The 26614-nt window shown below is 70.7% G+C and carries 24 protein-coding genes; 10 read left to right on the top strand and 14 right to left on the bottom strand.

What is annotated here, in order from left to right; all coding sequences use genetic code 11:
- The first annotated feature begins 138 nt into the window (after positions 1-138).
- Complete coding sequence (locus D7Y13_RS03355) at positions 139-765, top strand: signal protein (RefSeq protein ID WP_244222309.1); 627 nt, start codon at positions 139-141, stop codon at positions 763-765.
- 20 nt (positions 766-785) lie between these two features.
- Here the strand turns inward: D7Y13_RS03355 and D7Y13_RS03350 are convergent, their stop codons facing one another.
- Positions 786-1658, bottom strand: a complete 873-nt coding sequence (locus D7Y13_RS03350) for an SDR family oxidoreductase (protein ID WP_120585513.1) — start codon at positions 1656-1658, stop codon at positions 786-788.
- A gap of 124 nt (positions 1659-1782) precedes the next feature.
- Between D7Y13_RS03350 and D7Y13_RS03345 the strand changes: the two genes are divergently transcribed.
- The gene (locus D7Y13_RS03345) at positions 1783-2505 is read left to right on the top strand and encodes a TetR/AcrR family transcriptional regulator (RefSeq protein WP_120532838.1); all 723 of its coding nucleotides are present in this window, start codon (positions 1783-1785) and stop codon (positions 2503-2505) included.
- Between the two features lie 51 nt (positions 2506-2556).
- Entirely contained in the window at positions 2557-3699 is a 1143-nt protein-coding gene (locus D7Y13_RS03340) for a cysteine desulfurase family protein (protein WP_120585512.1), read from the top strand.
- A 36-nt stretch (positions 3700-3735) separates the two neighbouring features.
- Here D7Y13_RS03340 and D7Y13_RS03335 read toward each other — a convergent pair whose 3' ends face one another.
- Complete coding sequence (locus D7Y13_RS03335; protein ID WP_120585511.1) at positions 3736-4827, bottom strand: alpha/beta hydrolase; 1092 nt, start codon at positions 4825-4827, stop codon at positions 3736-3738.
- Between the two features lie 60 nt (positions 4828-4887).
- Positions 4888-6132: an MFS transporter gene (locus D7Y13_RS03330; RefSeq protein WP_120585510.1), complete on the bottom strand. Its 1245-nt coding sequence runs from the start codon at positions 6130-6132 to the stop codon at positions 4888-4890.
- Positions 6133-6402: 270 nt separating this feature from the next.
- Here D7Y13_RS03330 and D7Y13_RS03325 point away from each other — a divergent pair, with 270 nt between their 5' ends.
- Complete coding sequence (locus D7Y13_RS03325; protein ID WP_120585509.1) at positions 6403-7308, top strand: LysR family transcriptional regulator; 906 nt, start codon at positions 6403-6405, stop codon at positions 7306-7308.
- A gap of 75 nt (positions 7309-7383) precedes the next feature.
- Here the strand turns inward: D7Y13_RS03325 and D7Y13_RS03320 are convergent, their stop codons facing one another.
- From D7Y13_RS03320 to hemL, 4 genes are all read right to left on the bottom strand, one after another.
- Positions 7384-10323, bottom strand: coding sequence for a helicase C-terminal domain-containing protein (locus D7Y13_RS03320; RefSeq protein ID WP_120585508.1), 2940 nt, complete (start codon positions 10321-10323; stop codon positions 7384-7386).
- A gap of 66 nt (positions 10324-10389) precedes the next feature.
- Entirely contained in the window at positions 10390-10812 is a 423-nt protein-coding gene (locus D7Y13_RS03315) for a cupredoxin domain-containing protein (protein ID WP_120585507.1), read from the bottom strand.
- A 70-nt stretch (positions 10813-10882) separates the two neighbouring features.
- Entirely contained in the window at positions 10883-13102 is a 2220-nt protein-coding gene (locus D7Y13_RS47695; protein ID WP_244222308.1) for a serine/threonine protein kinase, read from the bottom strand.
- On the bottom strand, positions 13086-14381 hold the full coding sequence (gene hemL, locus D7Y13_RS03300; RefSeq protein ID WP_120531594.1) for a glutamate-1-semialdehyde 2,1-aminomutase: 1296 nt from the start codon (positions 14379-14381) through the stop codon (positions 13086-13088). The genes D7Y13_RS47695 and hemL overlap by 17 nt, the downstream gene beginning before the upstream one ends.
- A gap of 192 nt (positions 14382-14573) precedes the next feature.
- Here hemL and gloA point away from each other — a divergent pair, with 192 nt between their 5' ends.
- From gloA to D7Y13_RS03280, 4 genes are all read left to right on the top strand, one after another.
- The gene (gene gloA / locus D7Y13_RS03295) at positions 14574-14960 is read left to right on the top strand and encodes a lactoylglutathione lyase (protein ID WP_120531603.1); all 387 of its coding nucleotides are present in this window, start codon (positions 14574-14576) and stop codon (positions 14958-14960) included.
- Positions 14961-15083: 123 nt separating this feature from the next.
- Positions 15084-17831, top strand: coding sequence for a YncE family protein (locus tag D7Y13_RS03290; RefSeq protein ID WP_120582606.1), 2748 nt, complete (start codon positions 15084-15086; stop codon positions 17829-17831).
- A 193-nt stretch (positions 17832-18024) separates the two neighbouring features.
- Positions 18025-19353 carry a magnesium transporter gene (gene mgtE / locus D7Y13_RS03285; protein WP_120531592.1) on the top strand — a complete coding sequence of 443 codons (1329 nt, stop codon included), beginning with the start codon at positions 18025-18027 and terminating at the stop codon, positions 19351-19353.
- Positions 19354-19390: 37 nt separating this feature from the next.
- On the top strand, positions 19391-20299 hold the full coding sequence (locus tag D7Y13_RS03280) for a DUF6929 family protein (RefSeq protein ID WP_120582607.1): 909 nt from the start codon (positions 19391-19393) through the stop codon (positions 20297-20299).
- A gap of 22 nt (positions 20300-20321) precedes the next feature.
- Here the strand turns inward: D7Y13_RS03280 and D7Y13_RS03275 are convergent, their stop codons facing one another.
- The 3 genes from D7Y13_RS03275 to D7Y13_RS03265 all read right to left on the bottom strand — a co-directional run bounded on the left by D7Y13_RS03275 (position 20322) and on the right by D7Y13_RS03265 (position 22306).
- A complete protein-coding gene (locus tag D7Y13_RS03275) occupies positions 20322-21071 on the bottom strand; it encodes an SDR family NAD(P)-dependent oxidoreductase (RefSeq protein WP_120582608.1) in 750 nt (249 codons plus the stop codon).
- A 105-nt stretch (positions 21072-21176) separates the two neighbouring features.
- A complete protein-coding gene (locus tag D7Y13_RS03270) occupies positions 21177-22097 on the bottom strand; it encodes a tetratricopeptide repeat protein (protein ID WP_120531589.1) in 921 nt (306 codons plus the stop codon).
- On the bottom strand, positions 22094-22306 hold the full coding sequence (locus D7Y13_RS03265) for a hypothetical protein (RefSeq protein WP_120531602.1): 213 nt from the start codon (positions 22304-22306) through the stop codon (positions 22094-22096). Before D7Y13_RS03265 ends, D7Y13_RS03270 begins: the two co-directional genes overlap by 4 nt.
- Before the next feature lie 229 nt (positions 22307-22535).
- Here D7Y13_RS03265 and D7Y13_RS03260 point away from each other — a divergent pair, with 229 nt between their 5' ends.
- On the top strand, positions 22536-23363 hold the full coding sequence (locus tag D7Y13_RS03260) for an SDR family NAD(P)-dependent oxidoreductase (protein ID WP_120582609.1): 828 nt from the start codon (positions 22536-22538) through the stop codon (positions 23361-23363).
- Positions 23364-23370: 7 nt separating this feature from the next.
- Here D7Y13_RS03260 and D7Y13_RS03255 read toward each other — a convergent pair whose 3' ends face one another.
- Entirely contained in the window at positions 23371-23796 is a 426-nt protein-coding gene (locus D7Y13_RS03255) for a hypothetical protein (protein ID WP_341870392.1), read from the bottom strand.
- Positions 23797-24019: 223 nt separating this feature from the next.
- Here D7Y13_RS03255 and D7Y13_RS03250 point away from each other — a divergent pair, with 223 nt between their 5' ends.
- The gene (locus D7Y13_RS03250) at positions 24020-24640 is read left to right on the top strand and encodes a cupin domain-containing protein (protein ID WP_233595338.1); all 621 of its coding nucleotides are present in this window, start codon (positions 24020-24022) and stop codon (positions 24638-24640) included.
- A 3-nt stretch (positions 24641-24643) separates the two neighbouring features.
- On the opposite strand, the gene D7Y13_RS03245 is transcribed toward D7Y13_RS03250, so the two are convergent.
- The 3 genes from D7Y13_RS03245 to D7Y13_RS03235 are packed head-to-tail and all read right to left on the bottom strand — an operon-like array spanning position 24644 to position 26596.
- Positions 24644-24967 carry an energy transducer TonB gene (locus D7Y13_RS03245; RefSeq protein WP_120582610.1) on the bottom strand — a complete coding sequence of 108 codons (324 nt, stop codon included), beginning with the start codon at positions 24965-24967 and terminating at the stop codon, positions 24644-24646.
- 27 nt (positions 24968-24994) lie between these two features.
- Positions 24995-25516 (bottom strand): KdsC family phosphatase, encoded by a 522-nt coding sequence (locus D7Y13_RS03240; protein WP_120531586.1) that lies wholly within the window; start codon positions 25514-25516, stop codon positions 24995-24997.
- Positions 25517-25528: 12 nt separating this feature from the next.
- Entirely contained in the window at positions 25529-26596 is a 1068-nt protein-coding gene (locus D7Y13_RS03235; RefSeq protein ID WP_120582611.1) for an MXAN_5187 C-terminal domain-containing protein, read from the bottom strand.
- Positions 26597-26614 lie beyond the last annotated feature (18 nt).

The following is a 26614-nucleotide window of genomic DNA, read 5'->3' as shown; positions in this document are numbered from 1 at the left end:
GACTGCTCCGGGTAGCTCATGCAAAGAATCGCGAGGCGAAGCCCTCCGCTGTCCGTGGCCTGGATCTCCGCCGTGATGCGGTAGCCGTGCACGCCCTTCCAGCTCAAGCTCACCGCGTACATCGTCGGCGTGTCGCTGGTGCTCGCGGCCATCCTGGGCATCTTCCTGGCGCGCTCGGCGAACTCGCTGATGGCGGAGACGGCGACGGCGGTGGACGCCCGTTCGCGCGCGGCGGAGGTGAGCCGCGAGCTGTCCGGAGCCACGCTCTCCAACGAGCTGCTGGCCCACATGGACGACCCGTCCTTCGAGGCGAAGTTCCGCGAGCAGGCGCAGGCCATCGACGCGGGCTACGAGGCGGAGCGCACGGCCATCGTCGCGCAGCGCGCGGAGCTGGAGCGTCACCAGCGGCTGACGTGGTGGGTGCTGGGCCTGTGCATGCTGACGTTCATCGTGGTGGTCGCGCTGTCCACCATCGTGGTGACGCACCGGATGGCGGGCCCGCTGTTCCGCATCAAGCGCATGGTGCGCGAGGTGGCCGAAGGCCGCCTGCGTCCGCCGCAGCACGGCCTGCGTGAAGGTGACGAGCTGCAGGACGTCTTCGAGGCCGCGAGGGACATGACGCAGCGGCTGCGCAACCAGCAGGAAGAGGACGCGCGCGTGCTGGCGGAGGCCCTGGCGGTCGCGAGGCAGAAGGGCGTCACCGGACCGTGGGTGGATGAGCTGAGCGCCCTGGAAGCGCGCTACCGCGAGCGACTGGCGCGGTAGGGCAGGTCACCGCATCCTGCCTAGGTCGTTCGGCCCAACTGCCCGGCAATCACCTCGCGCATCCCCGTCGGCGCGCGCCCGAGCAGCTTCTCAAGCGTGGGGTCGGTGGCCGCGAGCTCGCCGTCGTGGCTCGCGCGGTAGAGCCCGAGCGAGATGGCGATGACATGCGCGGGCATGCCAGAGGCCGCGAGCTTCGTGCGCATCTCGTCCTCCGACACGGTGCTCCGACGGAGCGGACGTCCGAGGACGCTCGATGCGAGGTCGCACAGGGCTTCGAAGTCGAGCGCCTGCGCTGCCGTGAGCGGCGGTGTCGGCCCTTCGTACTGGCCCTCGTTCGCGAGAATCACGGCCGCCGCCTCCGCGAGGTCCGCGTGCGGGGTCCAGGAGACCTTTCCGTCCGGGGGCGCCTCGAAGACTCCCGTCTGCAGGCCCTTCCCCAGCAGGAACATCGCGCTCGCGGCGTAGAAGCCGTTGCGAAGCGCGGTCCACGCCAGGCCGGACTCGCCCAGCATCTGCTCCGTCGCCGCGTGGTCGAGCATCGGAGGAAACGCCGACGAACGGCTCGCGGCCATGTGACTCGTGTAGACGATGCGCCGCGCGCCAGCGGACCGTGCGGCGTCGATGGCGGCGCGATGTTGGGCGAGGGGATCGCCGCCATACGCGCTCGCGTTCGACGAGACGAGCAGCACCTGGGACGCTCCCTCGAAGGCCTGCTCCAGGCTCTTCGGATCCGTGAAGTCGCCCCTGCGCACCCGAACGCCGCGTGCCGCGAGGTCCTGGGCCTTCTGCTCGTCTCGGACGCTGACGGCGATCCGGTCCGCCGGTACGCGGGCGACGAGCTTCTCCACGATGAGACGGCCGAGCTGCCCGGTGGCCCCGGTCACGACAATCATTGGATGCTCCTTGAGGTATCGACGGAAACGAGCCGTCGTTTCCATTGATAACGTAGCGGTCGTTAACGCCGTTATCAAGTCAATGTTATCGGCGTTCCCGCAGCCGCGTGCTATTCCCAGCCTCATGAAGGACCGCGAGAAGTCCGCTGCGGAAGACGCCGAGGGCCCCGATGTGCGCGCGCGCATCATCACGGCCGCCGCGGAGCTCATCTCCTCCGGGGGGCCTGATGCCGCGACCACGCGTGCCGTGGCCGCCGCCGCGGGTGTGCAGGCGCCCACCCTCTACCGGCTCTTCGGCGACAAGCGCGGCCTCCTCGCGGCCGTCATCGAGCACGCACTGAAGAGCTACGTGTCGGAGAAGTCCGCGCGCGCGCCGCACCCCGACCCGCTTCAGGACTTTCGCGATGGCTGGGACATGCACGTCGCGTTCGGCCTCAGCCATCCGGGGCTGTTCGCGCTCATGAGCAGCGATCCGCAGTTGGCTTCGCAGCCTTCCGCCGTCGGGGATGGTGAGGATGTCCTGCGCAGGCGCATCCGGAACATCGCGCTCGCGGGCCGGCTGCGGGTCAGTGAGGAGCGGGCGCTCGGCCTCGTGGTGTCGATGGGCACCGGGGCCGTGCTCACGCTCCTGCGCCAGCCCGAAGGGCAACGCGACCTCGGACTCTCCGATGCCGCGCGCGAGGCGACCGTGGCCGCGATCACGAGCGAAGCGGCGACCCCGGCGAACACGGATGTCCGCGCAGTGGCGGCCGCGCTGCGTGCCTCCATTGACCGGCTCGGTGTCCTCACGAAAGGCGAAAGCCTGCTGTTGAGCGAACTGCTGGAGCGCATCGCGGACGCCGGATGACGGAGCCGCGCGTCGGTCCATCATGCTCACGTTCAGGTGGAAGGACTCCCCATGACCCATGACGCGCCCGTCTACCTGGATCACAACGCGACGACGCCGCTGCTTCCAGAGTGCCTGGACGCGATGCTGCCCTACCTGCGGGAGCATTTCGGCAATCCGTCCAGCGGGCACGTCTACGGCACGAGGGCTCGCGCCGCCGTGGCCCACGCGCGCGAACAGGTGGCCGCGTTCCTCGGGTGCGAAGCGGATGAGGTCCTCTTCACATCGGGAGGCACCGAGGCGAACAACCTGGCGATCCGCGGTGTCGCGGAGGCCGCCGGGGCCCGGCGCCAGCTGGTGACGACGGTCATCGAACATCCCGCGACGGCGCGTCCCTGTGGCTGGCTGGAGATGCAGGGCTGGCGCGTCACCCGGCTCGGGGTGGACACGGAGGGCCGCGCGCGGCTCGACGAGGCCCGGGACGTGGTCAACGCGGACACGGCGCTCGTCACGGTGATGCACTCGAACAACGAGACCGGCGTCTACCAGCCCGTCGCGGAGCTGGCCCGCTTCGCGCACGCCGCGGGCGCGGTCATCCACACGGATGCGGCGCAGTCGCTGGGCAAGACTCCGGTGGACGTGCGCGACCTTGGGGTGGACCTGCTGTCCGTCGCGGGCCACAAGCTCTACGCGCCCAAGGGCGTGGGCGCGCTCTACGTGAGGCGCGGCACGTCGCTGGTGCCCTTCACGCTCGGCGCGTCGCACGAGCGCGGCTTGCGTCCCGGCACGGAGAACGTGGCCTCCATCGTCGGGCTCGGGGTCGCGTGCGAGGTGGCGGGCCGTGAGCTGGAGACCGTCGCGTCGCGCATGCGGGCGCGCAGGGACCTGCTCTGGGAGCGCCTCGCATCGGCCATTCCGGGGCTGGCGCTCAACGGCCACCGGGACCTCTGTCTGCCGAACACGCTCAGCGTCCGCTTCCCGGACGTCTCCGGGGACGCGGTGCTCGCGGGGGCGCCAGACGTCGCGGCTTCGACGGGGTCGGCCTGCCACGAGGGCCACGAAAGCGCGTCCGCCGTCATCCTCGCGATGGGCATCAAGCTGGACGCCGCGCTCGGCACGGTGCGCCTGTGCGTGGGACGTGGCACGACGGTGGAGGACATCGAACGCGCGACGGTGGCGTTGGTGCGCTCGTGGACACGACTCACGGGGCCGTAGTCAGCGCGAACGCCGGCAGGCGCCAAGACGCTTGGGTCACTTCAGCTTCGTTCGGAAGAACGTGGTCAACTTGTCGAAGGGGATGAGGTTGACACGATCGTAGAGATCCACGTGACCCGCGCCAGGCACGATGACGAGTTCCTTGGGGTCACCGGCAAGCCGGTAGGCCTCGTCGCTGAACTCCCTGGAGTGGGCGTTCTCGCCCGCGATGAAGAGCATCGGACGAGGAGAGATCGTCTCGATGTCCGCGAACGGGTAGAAGTTCATGAACCTGGTGCTGCTGCTGAGCGTCGGATGCGTCGTGGTGTCTGGGCTGTGCCCCCGCGACGTGCGGTAGAAGTCGTAGAACTCACGATCAATCGCAGTGGACTGGTCACTCAGCTCTTCGGGCGTCCCGCCCGTATATCGGGTCTCACCCCCCGCGAACTCCACGTCGCGCTGCAGCGCTGCCTCCTCGATGAATTTCTTTCGCTGCTCGAGGGTCACCGAATGCCTGAGCCCGTCGCGGCTGGCGGCGCCCATGTCATACATGCTGACTGTCGCGAGGGCCTTGATGCGCGGATCGATCTTGGCCGCACTGATGACAAAGCTCCCGCTGCCGCAGATTCCGATGGCGCCAATCCGCTCCCTGTCGACAAACGGCTGGGTGCGCAGGAAGTCCACCGCGGCGCTGAAGTCCTCGGCGTAGACGTCCGGTGCAACGGCATTGCGGGGTTGGCCGTCACTCTCGCCCCAAAAAGACAGGTCCAACGACAGGGTGACGAATCCCTGCTCCGCCATCTTCGTGGCGTACAGGTTCGCGCTCTGCTCTTTCACCGCGCCCATGGGATGTCCGACGACGATCGCCGGACCCTTCGCGCCGCGATCCAGGTCCTTGGGGACGAACAGGTTCCCAACGACATTCATCTTGTATTGGTTCTGGAAGACGACCTTCTGAATGGTGACCTTGTCACTCGTGTAGAAATTGTCCGCGCCGTTGGCCGTGTCCCCAGACGCGAGGCCCGGTGTCGGACGTGCCACCGATGCCGAGGACGATGCGCAGGCCGACAGTGCGGTGAACGAACCGAGCAGGAGTGCACCGAGCAAGGAACGTCGGTGCGTCGCGAAAGGCAGTTTCATTTTCGTCATTGTCTTCATCCTCGTGGGTGTGAGGTTCGGCAGGGGCCGAGCGGGTAATGGCAGCCGCGTTCACGCATTCCTCTGAGCGGCGCTCTCCAGCGACGCCATGCGGACCTCGGCATCGCCAACGCAGGTCTCTCTCGACGCCCGGAGGGCCAGGAGGGCCGCGCCCCCGAGCAGTGCGGCGCTCGCCACGAACGTGCTCTGGTAGCCGCTGCGGTCGAACAACAGCCCTCCGAGCGAGGCGCCAACCGTGATGGCGAGCTGGATGGCCGCGACCATGAGGCCGCCGCCAGCCTCCGCGTCGCGCGGCAGCGTGCGGCTGATCCACGTCCACCACGCGACCGGCGCCGCCGTGCCGATGAGCCCCCACCCCGCAAGGAGGACGGCCGTCGCCGCGAGGGACCGGCCGAAGACGGCGAGTGCGACCGCGATGACAGCCATCGCGACCGGCGCGGCGATGAGCACCGCGGACAGCCGTTTGGCCACGAGGAACCCGATGAGGTACGTGCCCAGGAGCCCCGCCGTGCCCATCCCCAACAGGACCAGCGAGAGGGTGGACACCCCGACCCGCGTGACCGTCTCCAGGAAGGGACGCAGGTACGTGAAGAGGGCGAACTGGCCCATGAAGAAGAGCGTGACCGCCAGGATGCCCCACAGCGCCTTGGGGCGTCGGAGGAGGGCGAACGCGCTCGGAGGAGGAGCGGCGCGCTCCGTGGGCATGGGGGGCAGGGTGAAGAACTGCCACACGAGGGTGATGGCCGCGAGAGGAACGACCGCGAAGAACGCACCACGCCACCCGATGTACTGGCCCAGGAAGCTGCCAAGCGGCGCCGCGATGGTGGTGGCCAACGCGTTGCCACCGTTCAGCAGGGCGAGCGCACGCGGCACGTCACCCTCGGGGACCAGCCGCATGACGGTGGCCGCGGACAACGACCAGAAGCCGCCAATCACGATACCCACGAGCGCGCGGCCCAACATGAGCACGGTGTAGCTCGGCGCCAGGGCCGTCACGAGGCCCGAAGCCAGCATCGCGCCGGTGAGGCCGAGGAGCAGCTTCCGGCGGTCGATGGACCGGGCCGCGGACGCGACGGTGAGGCTCGCCAGGACGGCGAAGAGGCCGGACACGGCGATCGCCTGACCGGCGCGGCCTTCGCTCAGGTGGAGATCCGACGCGATGGGCGTCAGGAGGCTCACCGGCATGAACTCGGACGCGACGAGCGTCGAGACGCAGAGGGTGAGCGCGAACACGGCGCCCCATGATGCGGAGCGCGGGGCCGACGCCACGGGCGCGTTGGCGAGTTGGATGGACATGATTCTCTCCCAGGTTGTGGGGCACGCTTGAAGGTCTCGACGTCCGTGTCGGGCCTTCGTCGCAGGTGCCCCGCGCGTCGTGCTCGCTGGAGCAGCAGTGCCTGGTGAAAGAACTACGCGGCGCGCCCCCCGGGCACCAGACGATGAGGAGCGAACGGGCCGTTAAGCAGGGGTTGATGGTGGCCCTGCATTTGCCGAAAGTGGCCATCCCCGTTCACAGGGCCGTCACGACACTCCACACCGGCACTTCATTTCATGGGAACCACCGCGATGAAGACGGTCCTCTTCCATCAGCTCCATGTGTTTCTGGCCGTTGCGCGACTCCAGAGCTTCCGGGGCGCGGCGCGCGAGCTCGGCGTCTCCACGGCCGCCGTGAGCCAGTCGGTGCGGCAGTTGGAGGAGCAGTTGAGCGTGGTCCTGCTCAACCGCACCTCGCGCAGCGTGGCCCTGACGGACGTGGGGCGGCGGCTGGTGGAGGAGGCCGGTCCGGGCCTTGCTCAAGCCGCTGCCGCCCTTCAAGGGACCTCGGCCCAGCCCGGGGAGGTCGTCGGACGGCTGCGGCTGTCCGTGCCACGCGCGGCGGTGCCCCTCCTCATCGCGCCCGTGCTGCCAGCCTTCCGGGCGCGATACCCTCGCGTGGAGGTGGACGTCGTCGTCGAACAGCGCCTCGTCGACATCGTCGCGGAGGGCTACGACGCCGGCGTGCGCTTGAGCGAGACCCTTGAGCGCGACATGGTGCAGGTGCGCCTGACCGGCGCCTTCCGCTTCGTCATCGTGGGTGCCCCGGCCTACCTTGAGGCGCGTGGCACCCCAGAGCGCCCCGAGGACCTGCTCCGGCACGACTGCATCGTCCTGCGCTCACCGACGACCGGGACTCCCTATGCCTGGGAGCTGGAGCGCGGAAGCAAGACCTGGCGCGTCCCGATGCGCGAGGGGGTCTCCACCAACGACGAGCTGGCCGGCGCGGCGCTCGCCGCCGAGGGCGGGGGGCTGGCGTACGTCCTGGAGCCAGCCGTCCAGGATCAGCTGCTTTCCGGACGCCTCGTGCGGGTGCTGGAGGACTACGCGCCCACCGTGCCTGGCTTCTTCCTCTACTACCCAAGCCGCGCACAGCGCTCGAAGCCCCTGCGCCTCTTTGTCGAGGCAGCCAAGGAGCTGGCCGGCAGGACGGGCTGAGTTTGCCCGGGCACGCTCGGACCGCCACGGACCTCTCGATTCGGACCCTGGAGCGATGTCCGCACCTGCGCGGAATCACACGCGCGCGGTGTCCGCGGCCAGACCCATCTGCATCAGCTCTGAGTGCAGCAGCAGTCGGGCCTGGGCCCACGGCATCGCGACGACGCGGTAGCCATCCAGCGCCTGGAGCAGCAGGGGCCGGTAGCTGGCGTGCCCGGGGTCCGCGACCACGACGATGCCCCGGTCGGTGGTGGAGCGGATGAGCCGCCCGACGCCCTGACGCAGCATCAACAGCGCGCGCGGCAGCCGGTACTGGAGGAAGCCCAGGTACTCATTGCCACCCCGGGCCAGCGGCTCCTCGCGAGCCGCCACCAGCGGACGCGACGCCGGCTCCAGCGGAAGCTTGTCGATGAAGACACACCCCACGCCGCGCCCGGGGATGTCCACGCCCTGCCAGAAGCTCTTGGTGCCCAGCAGCACCGTGCCCGTGTCGCGCTCCTGCCGCGCCGCCAGCGAACGGCCGTGCCCGCGCGACTGGCGCAGCACTTCAATCCCATGCGGCTCCAGCCGGGCCTGGACCTCGCGCGCCACGCGCTCCAGCCGCCGCGTGGAGGCGAACAACCCCAGCACCCGTCCACCCATTACCTGAGCCAGCCCGGAGATGCGCCCCGAAGCCCAGTCGATGAAGGGCTCCTCGTGCGCGCGCGGCGCATCGGTGACGAGCACGACCAGCGCCTGCCGTCCCAGGTGGAAGGGGGAGGGCGCGCGCAGGATGGGCGGCCGAAGTCCCAGACGCTTGAGCACGAAGGGCACGTTGTCGCCCGTGCCCAGCGTGGCGGACGTCATCACCAGCGCGCGCTTGCTCGCGGCGAAGTCCTTCGCCACCGCCTCGGACACGTCCACCGGCTGCGCGCCCACGCTCCAGCGCCCCTTGCGAGGCTCCGCGCGCGCCGCGTAGCACCGCTTCACATCCGCCTCGCCGGCCAGCTCGCCCGCGAGCACACCCAGCTCGCCCAGCTCCGTGGTGGCCCCGGCCAGCTCGCGCTCCAGCGAGGGCTGCTTCACCGCCAGCTCCGGCAGCGCCGCCAGTGCCCGCACCGCGAGCAGCGTGTGCACGCGTTGCAGCGCGCCGCGCACGGCGTCCAGCCCTTCGCGCACGGGCTCCCAGGCGGGCAGGGCGCGCACGGCGTCCGTCACCCGCAGCTCCGGGGCATAGGCCGCGTCGTCCGCGTCCTCGCCGGGCATCGCGGAGGCCGGCTCGCACAGCGCCGTCACCTGCTCGCCCAGGGCGCGTGCCTCCTGGAGCAGCGTGCGCAGCGCGTCGTCCACCTCGCCCATCAACGAACGGGACTCCTCCCGGCGCGTGGCCGCCAGCGCGCGGCGCAGCTCCGCGAAGAGGCCCCGGCGTCCGTCGCGCCCGTGCAGCCGCTCCGTGAGGCGCATGAAGGCCAGGTCCGACAGCTCCAGCGTGAGCGCGGTGGTGGCCACGTCCTCCAACTCGTGCGCCTCGTCCAGCACCAGGTGGTCCAGGCGCGGGTAGCGCGCGGGCCACGCGAACGCGAGCGACTGGTTGATGACCAGCACGTCCGCCTCGCGCGCGTGCGCCACCGCCGAGTGGTAGAAACACTTGTGGTGGTGCGGGCACCGCTCGCCCAGCGTCGTCGCCGCCTCCGAGCGCACCGCTGGCACCAGCCCGTGCATCGCGGGGAAGCGCTCGCGGAACCAGTGGCTCAATCGGTCCAGGTCCCCATCCGTGCTGCGGCGCATGTACGCGCGCACGTAGGCCCGGGGCGCCCGCGCCGAGTGGTTCATCCCCGGCTCCACCCGCGTGGCTTCCAGCGCGCGGCGGCGGCACAGGTAGTTCGTCTGGCCCTTCAAGAGCGCATAGCCGAACGCGCCCCCGGTGGCCTGATGCAGCCGGGGCAGGTCCTTCTCCAGCAACTGGTCCTGGAGCGTCTTCGTGTGCGGCGCCACGCCGACCTTCAGCCCGTTGCGCGCGGCGAACAGCGCGGCGGGCGCCAGGTACGCCAGCGACTTGCCCGTGCCGGTGCCGGCCTCCACCGCCACCTGACCGCCGTCCGACAGCGTGCGCGCCACCGCGTGCGCCATCTCCAACTGCGCGGGCCGGGACAGGAACCCGCCCCCACGCTCCAGCGCGCCGTCGGGCCCCAGCACCGCGGACACCTCCTCCGGCCGCACCGGCAGCGGCGTCGCATCCGCTTCGGGTTCCGGGGGAGGCCGCGCGCCATTCGCCCGCCGCCGCTCCGGCCGCGCGCGCAGGAAGCCGCCCGTTGTCTCCAGGCCCAGCGGCACCGGCGTCGCCCGGCACGCCTCCCACAGCCGGGAGAGCAGCTCCACCAGCGGGCGCGCCTCCGCGTCCGTCGCCAGGTCGCGCTCGTCTTCCGCGGAGGCCGGGTCCAAGAGCGGCGTGGGCCCCAGCAGGGACGTGCGCGCGCGGGGATCCAGGGTGGAGAGCAGGTCCGCCACGTCCTCGGCGCGGCCGTCGCGCACGCAGCCGTCCAGCGTATGCACCAGCACCGCGTGCACCGCCGCGCAGTCGTGGAGCGCGCGGTGCGGCTGCTGCTGCCCCAGCTTCGCCCACCGCATCAGCGACTCCAGCGAGTGGCTGGGCAGCTCCGGGTGCAGGTAGTGCATCAGCTCGCACGAATCGAGCACCGGGGCGCGGATGGGGCCCAGCACGTCCGGCAGGAAGCCCTTCTCGAACGGGGCGTTGTGCGCCACCACCGTCCACCCGCGCAGCCGCTCGCGCAATTCAGCGCGCTCGGTGTCGAAGCGGGGCTGGCCGGCGAGCTGCGCGTCCCCCAGGCCCGTGAGGCGCTTGATGGTGAGGTTCAGCGGGCGCGAGGACGCGTACAGGCGGCTGAAGCGGTCCACCTCGCGGCCGTTCTCGAAGAACAGGCAGCCCACCTCGATGACCTCGTCCACGCGCGGGTCCAGCCCCGTCGTTTCGAGGTCCAGGAAGACGTGCCGGGTGAAGAGCTCCGAGCTGCCCATGCAGGGCGTCGAGCCTACCCGGCCGGGGGGACATCGCCAGTTAACGCGCTGGCGCGGGCTCCGGAGCTACTCCACGACGAAGGTGCCGGCGATCATCTTCCCCATCGCGCACCCGTACCGCAGCGTGCCGGACTGACTGGGGGTGAAGGCGATCTCCACCGGCGTGTTCAGCGGCAGCTTCGTGTCGATCTTGTACTCGTCCATCACCAGCTCGGTGGCGCACGTCATGTCCGTCTTGCGCGTCACCACCAGCTTCACCGGCTCGCCCTGCTTGAGCTGCACCGGGGACGGCTCGTAGCCCTTCTCCGTGACGGCCAGCTCCACCACGTGCACGCCGTTCTCCCGCCGCCCCACCTCCGCCGCGACGGGCGCGTCCGGCGCCTTCGCGGTCGCGTCCTTGGTGCAGGCCTGCTGGGAGGCCCCCGCGACAATCGCCGCCGCGGTGAGCGCCAGCCAGGGCTTGATGATGCGGGAGAAGAACGGACGCATGGGCAGGACTCCGAAAGAAGAAGGGCGGCCCGGCGTGGAAGCGGGGCCGCCCGGAAGAGAACAGCGGACCTCAGCCTTGGTGGTCCGAGTCCGGGACCGACAGGTCGTCGACGTCGTCGTCGTCCTCGGGCGGAGCCGGGGGCGCTTCGAAGCGCAGGAGGGCGTGGAGCGGGATGAACAGCTCGTGGCCCGGCTCGCCCAGCAGCACGTCGAAGCGGCCCACGCGCAGCAGCGGCGCTTCCACCGTGATGCCGTTGCGCATCACCAGTTTCACCGTCTGCCCGATGTGCGGCAGGAACGGACGCGGATCCGAATAGGGCCGCTTGTCCGGCTGACGCGCCACCTGCGCCGGCTTCTGGGTGAGCTTCGCGTCGCGGTCCAGGGTCGGCATCAGCCGCTCCCAATCACCCCGCCGCGCGATGAGCACCACCTGGAGCTTCTCCAGCCGGCCCGTGCGCTCGAAGGTGAAGGCGATGGCCTCCTCCGACAGGAGCGTGTCCAGCAGCGACCGCTCCGCGAGCACCACCGACAGCTCGGTCTTCTGCTCGATGAACGCGCCCAGGAAGTCCGCCACCAGCGCGTTGTCCACCTGGCCGCGCGCCTGCTTGATGGCGGCCTTGCGCTGGCTGCGCTCCTTGCGCGCCATGAACTCCGCCACCGTCAGGCCGCTCTGGAGGATGCCGAACGCGTCCCCCAGCGACAGGCCCGCCGTCTGGCCCATCAGCTCGTAGACCTGGTCGAAGCGCTTCGCCTCCTCGGCGTGCAGCTTGCGCCAGATGCGCGCCTTCATCTTCCCTTCCAGCTCCCCCTTGGCGATGCGCGCCGGTACGTGCTCGCGCGTGGCCAGCGCCAGGATCTGCTCCGGCGTGGGCGGCGGGCGCGGCGTGGAGGGCCGGGGACCGAAGCGGCCCGGAGGACCACCCGAGCGAGGAGGCCCGCCCATGCCCGGTGCCCGGGGCGCGGAGGGACGGGCCGCTGCGCCCGGCGCGAAACCTCCGGGCGCGGGCGCGGTGGACTCCTCCACGCCCACGCCCGGCACCCAGGCGTCCTTGGTGACTTCCTGGTTGTGCAGCCGCACCGGGGGCGCCTTGCGTGCACCCGGCTCCTCCCAGGGCTTCAGCTCCCGGGGTGCCACGTCCGTGCGCGCCTCGGCCTCGGCCGCCGCCTGACGCAACCTCGCCGCGTCCAGCGCCTCCGTCGCGATGTCCTCCTGCGCCCGGAGCACTTCGGCTTCCTCCGACACCGACGCGCCCGGCGGCGCCAGCACCGACGGGAACTCCTGCCGCGTGCTCGCGCGCTCCGGCTGTTCGCGCAGCAGGTCCTCCACCATCTGCTGCTCCATGACCTTCTCACGCGGGAAGGCCGCCGACATCAGCCGCACCAGGTCCTGGTCCGTCACGCCCGGCGCCAGCTTCTCCTTCAGTGCCGCCAGCGCCTCGGCCATCGCCGCGGCGGTGGGGAAGCGGTCCTTGGGTTCGGGCGCCAGCGCGCGCACCAGGAACGCGTCCACCGCGCGCGGCAGGTCCGGCCGGTAGCGCCCCGCTGGCTCCCACTGCGGATAGGCCGCGCGCCGCCAGCGCTCCAACGGGTCGCCCCGCTGCGACAGCGGCTTCCACGCGAACAACTCCCACAGCACCACGCCCGCCGCGTACACGTCCGCCCTGCGGTCCACCGTGCGCTTGCGGGCCTGCTCCGGCGCCATGTACGTGAGGTTCCCAATCACCACGCGCGGCGCCGTCTGCTGCTCCTTCAACGTGGACTGCGCCGCGCCGAAGTCGATGATCTTCACCTCGCCCGCGTAGCTCACGCACACGTTCGCGGGCGACAGGTCGCGGTGCACCAGGTGCAGCGGGTGCCCGTCCTCATCCGTCGCGTCATGCGCGTACGCCAGGCCCTCGCACAGCCGCTGCCCCATCTGGAGCAGCGCGCCCAGGGGCATCATCCGCTGGCGCTGCCGCAGCCGGTACGCCAGCCGGCTCAACGTCTTGCCCTGCACGTACTCCATCGCGAGGTAGAGCTGCCCGTCCACCTCGCCCATCGCGTACACGCGCGCGATGTTCGGGTGCGCCAGCCGCACCACCACGCGCGCCTCGTCGCGGAAGCGCCCCACGAACTGCCGGTTCTCCACGAGCCCCGGCAGCACCTTCTTCACCACCACCGCGCGCCGCACGCCCTCCTCGCGCGCGAGGAAGACCTCCCCCATGCCGCCCGCGCCAATGCGGCGCACGAGCGTGTAGGGACCGAAGCGCAGCGGCCCCTTCAGGGGCTCTGGCTCAACGGGCGTCGCCAAGCGCCCGGAACGCCTTGCGGGCCGCGGCGAGCACGTGCGCCACCTCCGACTCGCCGATGGCCAGCGACACGAACGCCGCCTCGAACTGGCTGGGCGGCAGGTACACCCCTTCTTGCAGCATCGCGTGGAAGAAGCGCCCGAACTTCGCCGTGTCCGCCTTCTTCGCGGACGCGTAGTCGAACACCGGCTCCGCCGAGAAGAACACCGTGAGCATGCTGCCCACGCGGTTCACCGTCACCGGCACCCCCGCCGCCTTCGCCTCCGCGCGGAAGCCCTCCTCCAACAGGAGTCCCAGCTGCTCCAGCCGCGCATACGTGCCCGGAGCCGCCAGCGCCTTCACGCACGCCATGCCCGCCGCCACCGCCACCGGGTTCCCGGACAGCGTGCCGGACTGGTACACGGGCCCTTCCGGCGCCACCTTGGACATGATGTCGCGCCGGCCACCGTACGCGCCCAGCGGCATGCCGCCGCCCACCACCTTCGCCAGCGTGGTCAGGTCCGGCTTGAGCTTGTACAGCTCCTGCGCCCCACCGCGCGCCAGCCGGAAGCCCGTCATCACCTCATCCAGCACGAAGAGCACGCCGTGCTTCTGGCAGAGCGCCTGCAACCCCTCCAGGTAGCCCGGACGCGGCACCAGCACGCCCATGTTGCCCACCACCGGCTCGATGATGGCGCAGGCGATGTCCTGGCCCTTCTCCGCGAAGATGCGCTCCACCGCCTCCAAATCGTTGAAGGGCGCGGTGAGCGTCAGCGCCGCCAGCGCCGCGGGCACGCCCGGCGAGTCCGGCAGGCCCAGCGTCTCCACGCCGCTGCCCGCCTTCACGAGGAACGGGTCGCCCGCGCCGTGGAAGCAGCCCTCGAACTTGAGGATGTGCTCGCGGCCGGTGAAGCCGCGCGCGACACGGACGGCCGCCACCGTGGCCTCCGTGCCGCTGGACACCAGGCGCACCTTCTCCAGCGAAGGCATCGTGGCGCAGAGCAGCTCCGCGAACTCCACTTCCGCCGCGACGGGCGCGCCGAAGGTGGTGCCGCGACGGGCGGCCTCCAGGATGGCCTCGATGATGGGCGGGTATGCGTGTCCGAGGATGAGCGGGCCCCAGCTGCCCACCAGGTCCACGTAGCGGTTGCCGTCCACGTCGGTGAGCCACGCGCCGGCGCCCTCCCGGAAGAAGACGGGGTCACCCCCCACGCCACGGAAGGCGCGCACTGGAGAGTTCACGCCACCCGGGATGCGAGCCTGCGCACGGGCGAAGAGGGCCTGGCTTTGAGCGTGTTTCATGCCGCGTTCCATAGCACGCGCCGGGCGCCGCTCCCCGCCTTGCGTAGGGCTCCGGTGTCGCCTTTCCACCCCCATGCGGATGCCTGCCCGCACGGCGACGGACCGCCCTCCCGGACCCGGGGGCTCGCCCTCCCCGGTGGACACCGCACACGCGGCTTCACCCTGACGGCCCCGGCGGTTATGACCGCCCGCATGCGAATCCTCCACACCATGCTCCGCGTCGGCGACCTGGAGAAGTCGCTCGACTTCTACACCCGCGTCGTCGGCATGACGCTGCTGCGCCGCCACGACTACCCGGAAGGCCGCTTCACGCTCGCCTTCGTCGGCTTCGGCCCGGAAGACACCCACCCCGCGCTGGAGCTCACCCACAACTGGGACACGGCGAAGTACGAACTGGGCACCGCCTACGGCCACATCGCGCTGGGCGTCAGCGACATCCACGCCACCGCCAATGCCATCCGCGCGGCCGGCGGCAAGGTCATCCGCGAGCCCGGCCCCATGAAGCACGGCACCACCGTCATCGCCTTCGTCGAGGACCCGGACGGCTACAAGGTCGAGCTCATCCAGCAGAAGACCTGATCCGCCCTACGAGGTCACCTCTTCCGCTTTTCCGGAATCAGCCCGCAACTTCCCGCGGGCCTCCGGGTTCGACGGGGACGCTCCGGTGTCCCCCCGTCGAACCCCAAGAAAAGTGGAGAGTCCATGCGTGTCATCCGTCTGGCCATGGCGGCGCTGCTGCCATGCCTCGTGCTGTCCGGCCCCGCCCGGGCCGCCGGCTCGTTCGTCAACTGGGAGCATCCGCACGTCCACCCGCTGGACCTGACCCCGGACGGCTTGAAGCTGCTGGCGGTCAACACCGCGGACAACCGGCTGCTCGTCTTCAACGTGGCCGGCACGGGCGAACCGGTGCTCACCGCCACCATCCCCGTGGGCCTGGACCCGGTGTCCGTGCGCGCGCGCAGCAACACCGAGGCGTGGGTCGTCAACCACGTCTCCGACAGCGTCAGCATCGTGGACCTCACCACGCTCAACGTGAAGGCCACGGTGCCCACCGACGACGAGCCCGCGGACGTCATCTTCGCCGGCCTGCCCAAGCGCGCCTTCGTGTCCTGCTCCCAGGCCAACACCGTGCTGGTGGTGGACCCCGCCAACCCCCTCAACGCGCCCACGCGCATCCCCATCGAGGGTGAGGAGCCCCGCGCGCTCGCCACGAACGCGGCCGCCACGGAGGTCTACGTGGCCCTCTTCGAGTCCGGCAACCGCAGCACCGTGCTGGGCGGCGGCAACGCCATGGGCCCCGGCGCGTTTCCGCCCAACGTGGTCAGCAACAGCGTGGGCCCGCACGGCGGCGCCAACCCGCCGCCCAACGCGGGCAGCGCCTTCCAGCCGCCCATGAAGCCCGGCAACCCCACCCCTCCTCCGGTCAGCCTCATCGTGAAGAAGAACGCGGCCGGACGGTGGATGGATGACAACGCCGGAGACTGGACGACGCTCGTCTCCGGCCCCAACGCGTCCTTCTCCGGCCGCCCCTTCGGTTGGGACCTGCCCGACCACGACCTGGCCATCATCAACACCACCCTGCTCGACGTGACGTACGCCTCCGGGCTGATGGCGCACGACATGGCGCTCGCCGTGCACCCCTCCGGCCGCGTCACCGTGGTGGGCACCGACGCCACCAACGAGGTGCGCTTCGAGCCCAACCTCAAGGGCCGCTTCCTGCGCGTCATGGGCGCGTCCGTGGACCCCGGCAACCCCAACACGAACACCACCCGCTTCGACCTGAACCCGCACCTCACCTACACCACCAGCACCGTGCCCCAGGCCATGCGCGACCTGTCGCTGGGCGACCCGCGCGGCATCGTGTGGAACGCCAATGGCAGTCGGGGCTACATCACCGGCATGGGCTCCAACACCGTCGCGGTGGTGGACGCCACCGGCGCGCGCATCACCCAGTTCCCCGTGGGTGAAGGCCCCACGGGCATCGTCATCGAGCCGTCCGGCTGGCGCCTGTTCGTGCTCGACAAGTTCGCCTCCACCCTCTCCGTGGTGAACACCGCCACGAACATGGAGGTGGCGCGCGTGCCCTTCTTCGACCCGACCCCCATCCCCATCCGGATGGGACGCCCGCACCTGTACGACACGCACAAGACCTCCGGCCTGGGCCACATCGCGTGCGCGTCCTGTCACATCGACGCGCGGACGGATGGACTGGCGTGGGACCTGGGAGACCCGGCCGGCGACATGAAGTCCCCCACCGGGCAGAACCTGGGCATGGGCCTGCCCGTGCTCAGCACGGGCTTCCAGTCCTGGCACGCGATGAAGGGGCCCATGACGACCCAGACGTTCCAGGACATCATCGGCAAGGAGCCGCTGCACTGGAGAGGCGACCGCGAGGGCATCGAGGCCTTCAACCCCGCCTTCATGTCCCTCAACGGCGACGACGTGCAGCTCTCCGTGAATGAGATGCAGCAGTTCGAGAACTTCCTCGCCACGCTCACCTTCCCGCCCAATCCCTACCGCGCGCTGGACAACTCGCTGCCCACGCGCGTGCCCTTGCCCGGCCACTTCACCACCGGACGCTTCGGCCCCGCGGGCCAGCCCCTTCCGGACGGCAACGCGGTGCGCGGGCTGAACCTGTTCCGGCCGCCCCGGCTGCTCGACAACAACCTGGTGGCCTGCTCCACCTGCCACACACTGCCCACGGGCCTGGGCCCGGACATGTCCTGGAACGGCAACCGCTACGTGCCCCTTCCCGTGGGCCCCAACGGCGAGCACCACCTGGGCCTCGTCGCCATGGATGGCTTCACCAACGTGACCATGAAGGTGCCCCAACTGCGCAACCTCTACGAGAAGGCGGGCATGAACCTCACCCAGACGGTGAGCCAGTCCGGCTTCGGCGTCATCCACGACGGCAGCGTGGACACCATCGAGCGCTTCCTCTCCGAGCCCGTGTTCGCCTTCCAGAGCGACCAGGAGCTGGCGGACATGGTGGCCTTCATGCTGGCCTTCTCCGGCTCGGAGCTGCCCACGGGCTCCAACACCCGCCTGATGGAGCCGCCCGGCCCCCCGAGCCAGGACACGCACGCGGCGGTGGGCCAGCAGGTGACGCTCACCACCGCCAGCCCCACGGCCGCGCAGCAGCTGCGGCTCACCGCCTTCCTGTCCCTGGCGGACGCGGGCAAGGTGGGCGTGGTGGTGAAGGGCCGGCAGGGGGGCATGGCCCGAGGCTTCACCTACGTGGGCGGCAACAGCTTCCAGTCCGACCGGGCCGCCCAGACGGTGAGCACCTCCCTGCTGCGCACACTGGCCTCCGCCGGCAGTGAGCTGACCTGGACCGTGGTGCCCAAAGGAACCGAGCGTCGCATCGGCATCGACCGGGACGAGGACGGCGTGTTCGACCAGGACGAGCTGGACCACGGCACCCGGCCGGACGACCCGAACCACCCCTGAGACAGGCCGCGAAGGCAGACAGGCCCCCGGGCCATGAGGCCGTGGCCCGGGGGTCGATGGACGGACCAGGCAGGCGGGCGAAGTTTCAGGGCGATGTTTCGCGCCTTCCACTCGCCGCGCCCTCCTCGGGGGTGTAGAGAGGCCGGCGCGCCGCGCATCGAAGCGCGCGCGCCCTCCCCTTCCGAGGCACTTCATGGTGGAGAGTCCCCAGAGCCAGAACGCGTTGTCCCCCGACGAGCTCCACGAGGCCTGGGCCGTGCTGTCCGTGGACGAGCGCCTGGAAGGCTTCCGCCTGCTGCCCCCGGCGGTGGCGGACGACTTCTTCCTCGGGCTGTCCGCGCGAGAACAGGCCGAGCTCATCCTGACCCTGCCGCAGGGCGAGCGCCGCACCTGGGTGCGCCTGCTGCCCCCGGACGACCTGGCCGACCTGGTCCAGGCGGTGGAGCCTGAACAGGTCAACGCCATCCTGTCGCAGTTGGACGACGCCAGCCGCCGCGAGGTGAACATCCTCCTGGCCTACGCGGAGGACGACGCCGGCGGTCTGATGAACCCGCGCTTCGCCCGCGTGCGCCCGGACATGAGCATCGACGAGGCCATCGGCTACCTGCGCAAGCAGGCGCGCGAGCGGGTGGAGACCGTCTATTACGCCTATGTGCTGGACACCGAGCAGCGCTTGCAGGGCGTGCTGTCCCTGCGCCAGCTCTTCCAGGCCGCGCCGGACAAGCGCGTGGCGGACGTCATGCAGCGCGACGTCATCACCGTGGCGGAGAACACCGACCAGGAAGCCGTCAGCCGCACCTTCTCCGAACACAGCTTCATGGCCATGCCGGTGGTGGACGAGGCCCAGCGCATGAAGGGCATCGTCACGGTGGACGACATCGTGGACGTGGTGCAGGAGGAGGCCACGGAGGACATCCAGAAGGTCGGCGGCATGGAGGCCCTGGACGCGCCGTACTTCGACGTGGGTTTCCTGGCGATGCTCAAGAAGCGCGCCGGCTGGCTGATGGTGCTCTTCCTGGGGGAGATGCTCACCGCCACGGCGATGGGCTACTTCGAACACGAGATCGCGCGCGCCGTCGTGCTGAGCCTCTTCATCCCGCTCATCATCAGCTCGGGCGGCAACTCCGGCAGCCAGGCCACCACGCTCATCATCCGCGCGCTGGCGCTGTCGGAGATGCGGCTGAAGGACTGGTGGCGCGTGGCCCGGCGGGAGCTGGGCACGGGGCTGGCGCTGGGCTCGGTGCTGGGGCTCGTGGGCTTCATCCGCGTGATGGTGTGGCAGGCGCTGTTCCACAGCTATGGCGACCATGCGGTGGTCATCGGCCTCACGGTGGGCGTGTCGCTGGTGGGCGTGGTGCTGTTCGGCACGCTGTCCGGGTCCATGCTGCCGTTCATCCTGAGGCGCGTGGGCTTCGACCCCGCGAGCGCGTCCGCGCCCTTCGTGGCCACGCTGGTGGACGTGACAGGACTCGTCATCTACTTCACCGCGGCCAGCCTCTTCCTGCGCGGCACCCTGCTGTAATCCGCGACGCTGCGCCCCCAGGCTCGGAGGCCGTTCCATGATCGTCACCACCCCGCGGCGCACGCTGACCCTGACGGACCCGCCCGGCCATGTCGCCGCCGCCAGCGGGCTGGTGCGCGTGGGGGACTGGCTCTACGTGGTCGCGGACGACGCGCTCCACCTGGCCGTGTTCCCCGCCACCGGGGACGCGCCGGGCCACTCCGTGCGCCTGTTTCCCGGAGAGCTTCCCGACGAGCACTCGGCACGCAAGGCGGCCAAGCCCGACCTGGAGGCGCTGTGCCGGCTGGGCCCCTCCGCCGCGTTCGCGCACGGCGCGCTGCTGGCGCTGCCCTCGGGTTCGACGCCGGTGCGGCGCCGGGCGTCGGTGCTGCCCCTGAACGCGGACGGGACGCTGGCGGGGCCGCCGCGCACGGTGGACTGCACGGGGCTCTACGTGCAGTTGGAGCGCGAGCTGGTGGCGCTCAACGTGGAAGGCGCGGCGGTGACGGGCAGGTTCCTGCGGCTGCTCAACCGGGGCAACGGCGAGGGCGGCGTGGACGCGCTGGTGGACCTGGACCTGGACCGCGTGCTGGGCGGCGTGGACGCGGGCGCGCTGGGGCCGGCGGCGGTGCGCACCGTGCGCCGGTGGGAGCTGGGGGAGGCCAACGGCGTCCGGCTGTCCTTCACGGACGCGTCCGCGCTGCCGGATGGACGCGTGGTGTTCACCGCCACGGCGGAGGACTCGCGCGACCGCGTGGCGGATGGGCCGGTGAAGGGCTCCGCGGTGGGCGTGCTCGCGCCGGATGGGACGCCGGTCTACTTGGACGCGGTGGACGCGGGCGTGAAGCTGGAGGGCGTGGACGCGCGCGTGGAGCGCGGCCGCATCCACCTGCTGCTGGTGGCGGACGCGGACGACCCTTCGGTGCCCGCGCCGCTCCTGGAAGCAGTCCTTCCCGTACCGGGCTGAAGCGAAGCCCGGGCGTCAGGCTTCAGCCCTGGCGCTTCACCGGCAGCGCGCCGAAGGACTGCGCCACCGGCATCATCGACACGATGTTGATGTTCACGTGCGCGGGCCGCGAGGCCACCCAGTGCACCGTGTCCGCGATGTCCTCCGGCATGAGCGGCTGCGTGTTCGAGTACATGGACGCGGCGCGGGCGTCATCGCCCCGGAAGCGCACGTTGGAGAACTCCGTGCCGCCCAGCAGCCCCGGCTCGATGTCCGTCACGCGCACCGACGTGCCGTGCAGGTCCGCGCGCAGGTTCAGGCTGAACTGGTGCACGAACGCCTTCGTCGCGCCGTACACGTTGCCGCCCGGATAGGGGAACTCCCCCGCGACGGAACCGATGTTGATGACGTGGCCCCGGTCGCGCGCCACCATGCCCGGCAGCGCCGCGCGCGTGCAGTACAGGAGCCCCTTGACGTTGGTGTCCACCATCACGTCCCAGTCCTCCAGCCGCGCCGTCTGCGCGGGGTCCAACCCCAGCGCGAGCCCCGCGTTGTTGACCAGCACGTCCACCTGCGCGAAGTCCGCGGGCAGCGACTCGAAGGCCTGCTGCACGGCCGCCCGGTCCGTCACGTCCAGCGTCACCGGCAGGAGCCTTTCGCCCAGCTCGGCCTTCAGCGCGTCCAGCCGCTCGCCCCGGCGCCCGGTGGCGATGACGCGCGCGCCTTCCTTCACGAAGCGGCGCGCGACGGCCAGCCCGATGCCCGCGGTGGCCCCTGTCACCAGCACGTTCATGTGATTCCTCCCACGAGAGAGATGCCCGGCCCGACAGGGCCCGGCCTCGCCGTTACATGGCATGCGTGGGAGGACGGCGCACGCGAATGCGCCCGCCAGCCGGCTTCAGTCCCCGCGGTCGCGGGCGGCTTCCTCGGCGGTGCCTCCCATGGCTTCCACGGAGGTGCGGGCCTGCTTGGCGCGGTCGAACGCCACTTCCTTCTTGCCGATGCCTTCGACCGTGAGGTTCGCCAGCCGGCGGCGTGCCCTCACGATGGCGTCCTGCACGAGCGTCGGATCCGGGTGCGTCTTGAGCGTCTCCACCCAGGTCTCGATGGCCTTCTCGTTGTCGCCCGCGTCCGCGCGCAGCTTGCCCATCTCGAAGAGGGCGTGCGGCGCCAGCTCCGAGTCCGGGAAGCGCGAGCGCAGGTCCGCGAAGGTGCGCAGCGCTTCCTGCCGCTTGCCCTCCATCATGGCCAGCGCCTGGGCCTGGAGGTAGATGGAGTCGTCCACGTACACGCTGGTGGCGAAGCGCTCGGGCAGCTTGCGCGCCTCCAGCTCGCACTGCGGATAGTCCGCCAGCTCGAAGTAGAGCTTGGCCACCTGGTACTGGAGCTCCGCGCCCTGCGGCGGGTTGCGGTGCAGCGCGGCGGTGAGCTGGTCGATGGAGCCGCGCAGGTCGCGGTAGTGCACCCGCAGCAGCTCCGCCAGGATGATGCGCGCGTCCAGCGCCTCCGGGGACTCCGGGCACTGCTGGATGAGCTGGCGGTAGACGGACACCGCCTCCTTCACCTTGCGCTGCTCCAGCCAGTACACGTCCGCGGCGCCCTTGAGGGCCCGGGCGCGCATCACCAGCGCCTCCGGAGCCTCGTCGCGCAGGAGCATGTCGTACGCCTTGCGGTACTCCACCAGCGCTTCGTCCGGACGCTTCTCGAAGATGGCGTCACGCGCGCGCTGCATGTGGTCCACCGGCTTGTCGCGGCAGCCCGTGACGGCCAGCGTCCCCACCGCGAACGCGAACACCCAGCGTCGGGCTGCCTGCTTCATTCGCACGACTCCGGGATGAGGCGCACGCAGCGCGTCTCGTCGCAGCGCACGCATTCACGCTCCGAGGACACGTCCGTGACGCACACGGAGACGCGCGAGGTGCGGGGGCAGTCCTCGGACGTGACGCAACGGTAGAGACTCCCGTCGGTCCGGGTGATGTCCACGGACGTGGAGCCGCAGGACTCCAGGTTGTTGCATCCCAGGAGCATGGCCGACACCACCGCCAGAGCTCCGAACCAGGCGCATTGCACGGCCTGGGTTCTAGCCAACTTCCGCCCCCGGGTCACGAATCGTGCGCCCGCCTGCCCGCTCGTCGGGAAACGTGAGGCCGCCCCCGGGCCCTTCCGGGCGCATGGCCACTCCCTCACCCGGCGTGCTAGCCCTGTCGCGTCACGACGTTCCACGCCGCCCCATCACCGGGTCAGGAGCCTTGAAACCATGAGCCTTCCCTCTCGTCCCCGCGCGGTGGTGACCGGTGCCGGCAGTGGCCTGGGCCGCGCGCTGTGTGAAGCCCTGGCGGCCCGTCAGGCGCGGGTCGTGGTGTCGGACGTGGACCCGGCCACCGCGGAGGAGACCGCCCGCCGCGTCACCGAACGGGGCGGCGAAGCGCGCGTGTTCCCGTGCGACGTCACGAACCCCGAAGCGGTGGAGGCCCTGGCGCGCGCCGCGGATGACGCGTTCGGCGGCGTGGACCTGCTCGTCAACAACGCGGGCGTGGGCGCGGCGGGGGACGTGGGAGAGCTGCCGCTCGCCGAGTGGCGGCGCGTGCTGGACGTGAACCTGTGGGGCGTCATCCACGGCTGCCACAGCTTCGTGCCGCGCCTGCGCAAGCAGGGCACCGGACACGTGCTCAACATCGCGTCCGCCGCGGGGCTCATCTTCGCGCCGCACCTGGCGGCCTACAACGCGTCCAAGGCCGCCGTGGTCGCGCTGTCGGAGACGCTCTACGCGGAGCTGAGGCCGCTGGGCCTGGGCGTCACGGTGGCGTGCCCCACGTTCTTCCGGACGAACATCGCAGCGTCGGCGCGCTATTCGGATCCGACGCTGAAGGGCATGGGCGCGAAGCTGGTGGATGGCTCGAAGGTGGGACCGGAGCTGGTCGCCGCGCGGTTGCTCACGGCCGTGGACCGGAACGCACCGCACGTGCTGCCCATGATGGATGCGCGCTGGTTCTGGCGCATGCGCCGGTGGATGCCCGGCCTGTTCCTCCACGGCGTCATCGCGGTGGACAAGCACTTCCGCGCGCGCCTGGCCCGCGAAGGTTGAGCGGACTCTAGGGGCGGCCCTGCTGCGCGGGCGCCTTGCCGGAGGTGAGCACGGAGGTGTCCACGGACGCCATCGAGTTGCGCTGCTTGACGGTGCGCGCCTTCTGGTCCTGCTTGTCGTAGTGCTTCATGATGGCGGCGAGGTGCGCGTCCGCCACCTTGCACTGGACGACGCTGACCTCCTGGTGACGCCGCCCCAGCTCGCTCCACATCGCGAGCCGGCCCTGGCTGCCCATGAGCCGGTCCTCGACCGCGTCCAGGGCCTGGTCCATCTGCTTGCCTTCAGCCTCCAGCACCGCGAGCCGCGCTTCGGCGTCTTCCGGCGTCGGCCCCCCGCATCCGGTGGACACCACGGCGAGCCCCACGACCGCTGTCAGTCCGAGCCACATCCGCCGCATCCCCACGTCGCCTCCCAGGTGGTTCGGGTCGTCCACCGACCGTCAGGCAGCGCAAGGTAGGAACGGCCTCCGGGAGCGACAACCTGGACTCACGATGGGGGAGCAGGCTTTTTCAGGAACGAACGTTTGGGACATTTACCCATCCCTCCGGTTTGACGATGAGTCAGAAGGGCCCCCGTTCCAGCGTTGCGCGAGCCCCGGACCCTTCACAGGTTGGCCCTGTCATGTTCGCGGTCCGACGCCGCGAGGGAGGTGCGCGATGAAGGACTTCCGCAAGCCGAAGGACTCCCACACGCCGGGCGCTTCACGGTGGATGTCCGTGGGTGCGGTCGCGGGTGCTGCGCTGTCGCTCGCCTCGGCCGGTGCGCACGCGGAAGCCCCGGAGCCCACGCGGCTCCAGTTCAAGGACGACGGGCAGGTGCCCAACAGCCGCTTCCCGGTGCTGGTGTACCGCGCGGTGTTCGCGAAGGAAGGCGACGTGGCCGCGGCGTTCGAGCAGCGCTTCGCCACCAACGGTTGGCCGCCGCAGTGGCGCTCCAGCGTCTATGACTTCCACCACTACCACTCCACCGCGCATGAGGTGCTGGGCGTGGCGAAGGGCACCGCGAAGCTGATGCTCGGCGGTGAAGCGGGACAGGTCGTCAGCGTGCAGGCGGGGGACGTGGTGGTGCTGCCCGCGGGCACCGGCCACAAGCGCGTGGAGTCGAGCGGCGACTTCCTCGTCGTGGGTGCGTACCCACAGGGGCACGGCCAGTGGGACCTGCAGCGGCCGGATGCGAAGACACACGACGCGTCGGTGAAGCGCATCGCGCAGGTGCCCGTGCCTTCCAGCGACCCCGTCACCGGGAAGGACGGCGCGGTGCCGCGCTCCTGGAAGTAGCCGTCACGACTCCGGCGACGGAGTGCCAGCGTCGGCGGGGAACAGGCGTCCACCGTCGGCGGGAGGCATCGGATCCCGGAACTCGAAGTGGAAGGTGTAGGGCACGTCCAGCGGCTTGCCGTTGTAGGTGACGGGCTTGTACTCGCGGGACTGGATGTGGCCAATGAGCTCGCGGACCTGCTCGGGGGAGAGGGCCGCATCCCACTTGCGGGCTTGGCAGTTCTCCGCCCGTCCCAGCTTCGTGATGATGCAGTCCACGACCGCGCGTGCCTTCACGGGCCTCGTGCTCGCGCAGCCCGCGAGCACCACGAATCCCGCCAACAACATCCCCCTCTTCATGCGGTGCTTCCCTCTTCAAGGCACCGGGGCGATGCGCGCCCGGTGCTTCAGGATGAACTCACACACCTCGCGCGCGGCGCCGAAGCCCGCGGCGCGCTGGGCCACGTAGTGCACCTTGGAGCGCACCTCGTCCGGGGCCTCGGGCACGGTGGCGGAGAAGCCCACCGCGTTGAGCAGCGGCAGGTCCACGACCTCATCCCCCATGTAGCCGCAGTGCTCGGCGGACACGTTGAGGATGCCCAATAGCTTCTCGAAGTGCGCCACCTTGTCGTTGCTGCCGAAGTGCACGTGGCGCAAGCCCAGCGACTGCATGCGCATCTGCGCGGAGAGGCTGTCGCCGCCGGAGATGGCCGCCACTTCAATGCCCACTTCCTGGAGGCGCTTGATGCCCATGCCGTCGCGCACGCTGTACATCTGCGTCCACCCGGAGTTGGGCACCCAGAAGATGCGGCCGTCGGTGAGCGTGCCGTCGATGTCGAAGATCATCACCGACAGACGCGCCACCCGCGCCTTGAGGGATTCCAGGTCCTGGTTCATCGCGCGCGACCCCTACTTGGGCACGGCCTTGAGCGAGGCCTTGCCGTCCTTGATGACGACCTTGAACTCCACGGCCTTCGCATTGTGCTGCTTGAGCAGCTCCGGCACCTGCTTGCGCAGCGTGGCCGCCACCGACTCGTAGGACAGCTTGGACGTGTCCTCCTGGCAGCGGCGCTTCGCGGTGACATAGGCGTCGTACACCGCGCGCAGCTTGTCGTCGGACATCCCGCCACCCGGGCCGGCGGCAGCAGGCCGGGGTGCGGCGGCGGCAGCGGCCACGGGACGCGCGGGAGCACCCGCCGCCGGGGGCGCGGACTTCGCAGCCATGCCCGGAGGCACGGCGGGACGTCCCGCGGCGGGCGTGCCCCCGGCCACCGCGGGCACCGCGGGCGTCAGGGACGGCAGCTTCGTGGCGCCGGCCACCGCAGGAACGGCGGGGGTCCCCCGGAACGGCGTGCCACCGGCGGGCGCCACCGGGGCGGTGACGGGAGCCACCGCGGGCGTCCCCCGGAACGGCGTGCCGGAGGCCGGAGCCGCCACTGCGGGCACCACAGGCTCGTTGATGGGACGGCCGGGGACCTTGGGCTCGTTGATGGGACGGCGGCCCGTCAGCTCTTCAATCTCCTCGATCTCCATGTCGGAGATCTCCTCCGGCAGCTCCACCACGTCCTTGCGGCGCTCACCGGCGGCGGCGGGCTTCTTCTGGGCCTCGGAGCGACGGCGGGCCTTGGCCAGGTCGCGGTGGTAGGTGCCGGCTTCGATCTCCTGGATCGTGCGCACCCACAGTCGCTCATAGGTGAGGAACTTGTTGTGGATGGTCTGCACGCGGAACTTCACCGACGTGCTGCGCACGAAGGCGCCCTTGAGGCGGATCATCCGCTTCTTCAGGTCCTCGTGCGCGCGGATGGGCGCCTGCCGCTCCATGCCCAGGAAGTACTGCTCGTAGGTGTGGCGCAGCTCCGCGAGCTCCGCCTCCAGCGCTTCACACTCCTGAAGGGCGGCTTCGCTGGAGGAGCTGGCGTCCTGCGCGGACCGGGCCCCACCTTTGTTGGCGGACCGGGCGTTATCGGGCGGCGGCATGTATCGGGAGTGTCCTCA

Source organism: Corallococcus praedator, assembly GCF_003612125.1.
GTDB lineage: Bacteria > Myxococcota > Myxococcia > Myxococcales > Myxococcaceae > Corallococcus > Corallococcus praedator.
This window is presented reverse-complemented; position numbering and strand designations above follow the sequence as displayed.

What these genes read in the sequence shown, in the direction of transcription:
- D7Y13_RS03350 (WP_120585513.1), bottom strand. Translation starts at nt 1,658, where the DNA reads ATGATTGTCGTGACCGGGGCCACCGGGCAGCTCGGCCGTCTCATCGTG.
- D7Y13_RS03345 (WP_120532838.1), top strand. Translation starts at nt 1,783, where the DNA reads ATGAAGGACCGCGAGAAGTCCGCTGCGGAAGACGCCGAGGGCCCCGAT.
- D7Y13_RS03340 (WP_120585512.1), top strand. Translation starts at nt 2,557, where the DNA reads ATGACCCATGACGCGCCCGTCTACCTGGATCACAACGCGACGACGCCG.
- D7Y13_RS03335 (WP_120585511.1), bottom strand. Translation starts at nt 4,827, where the DNA reads ATGACGAAAATGAAACTGCCTTTCGCGACGCACCGACGTTCCTTGCTC.
- D7Y13_RS03330 (WP_120585510.1), bottom strand. Translation starts at nt 6,132, where the DNA reads ATGTCCATCCAACTCGCCAACGCGCCCGTGGCGTCGGCCCCGCGCTCC.
- D7Y13_RS03325 (WP_120585509.1), top strand. Translation starts at nt 6,403, where the DNA reads ATGAAGACGGTCCTCTTCCATCAGCTCCATGTGTTTCTGGCCGTTGCG.
- D7Y13_RS03320 (WP_120585508.1), bottom strand. Translation starts at nt 10,323, where the DNA reads ATGGGCAGCTCGGAGCTCTTCACCCGGCACGTCTTCCTGGACCTCGAA.
- D7Y13_RS03315 (WP_120585507.1), bottom strand. Translation starts at nt 10,812, where the DNA reads ATGCGTCCGTTCTTCTCCCGCATCATCAAGCCCTGGCTGGCGCTCACC.
- hemL (WP_120531594.1), bottom strand. Translation starts at nt 14,381, where the DNA reads ATGAAACACGCTCAAAGCCAGGCCCTCTTCGCCCGTGCGCAGGCTCGC.
- gloA (WP_120531603.1), top strand. Translation starts at nt 14,574, where the DNA reads ATGCGAATCCTCCACACCATGCTCCGCGTCGGCGACCTGGAGAAGTCG.
- D7Y13_RS03290 (WP_120582606.1), top strand. Translation starts at nt 15,084, where the DNA reads ATGCGTGTCATCCGTCTGGCCATGGCGGCGCTGCTGCCATGCCTCGTG.
- mgtE (WP_120531592.1), top strand. Translation starts at nt 18,025, where the DNA reads ATGGTGGAGAGTCCCCAGAGCCAGAACGCGTTGTCCCCCGACGAGCTC.
- D7Y13_RS03280 (WP_120582607.1), top strand. Translation starts at nt 19,391, where the DNA reads ATGATCGTCACCACCCCGCGGCGCACGCTGACCCTGACGGACCCGCCC.
- D7Y13_RS03275 (WP_120582608.1), bottom strand. Translation starts at nt 21,071, where the DNA reads ATGAACGTGCTGGTGACAGGGGCCACCGCGGGCATCGGGCTGGCCGTC.
- D7Y13_RS03270 (WP_120531589.1), bottom strand. Translation starts at nt 22,097, where the DNA reads ATGAAGCAGGCAGCCCGACGCTGGGTGTTCGCGTTCGCGGTGGGGACG.
- D7Y13_RS03265 (WP_120531602.1), bottom strand. Translation starts at nt 22,306, where the DNA reads ATGCTCCTGGGATGCAACAACCTGGAGTCCTGCGGCTCCACGTCCGTG.
- D7Y13_RS03260 (WP_120582609.1), top strand. Translation starts at nt 22,536, where the DNA reads ATGAGCCTTCCCTCTCGTCCCCGCGCGGTGGTGACCGGTGCCGGCAGT.
- D7Y13_RS03250 (WP_233595338.1), top strand. Translation starts at nt 24,020, where the DNA reads ATGAAGGACTTCCGCAAGCCGAAGGACTCCCACACGCCGGGCGCTTCA.
- D7Y13_RS03245 (WP_120582610.1), bottom strand. Translation starts at nt 24,967, where the DNA reads ATGTTGTTGGCGGGATTCGTGGTGCTCGCGGGCTGCGCGAGCACGAGG.
- D7Y13_RS03240 (WP_120531586.1), bottom strand. Translation starts at nt 25,516, where the DNA reads ATGAACCAGGACCTGGAATCCCTCAAGGCGCGGGTGGCGCGTCTGTCG.
- D7Y13_RS03235 (WP_120582611.1), bottom strand. Translation starts at nt 26,596, where the DNA reads ATGCCGCCGCCCGATAACGCCCGGTCCGCCAACAAAGGTGGGGCCCGG.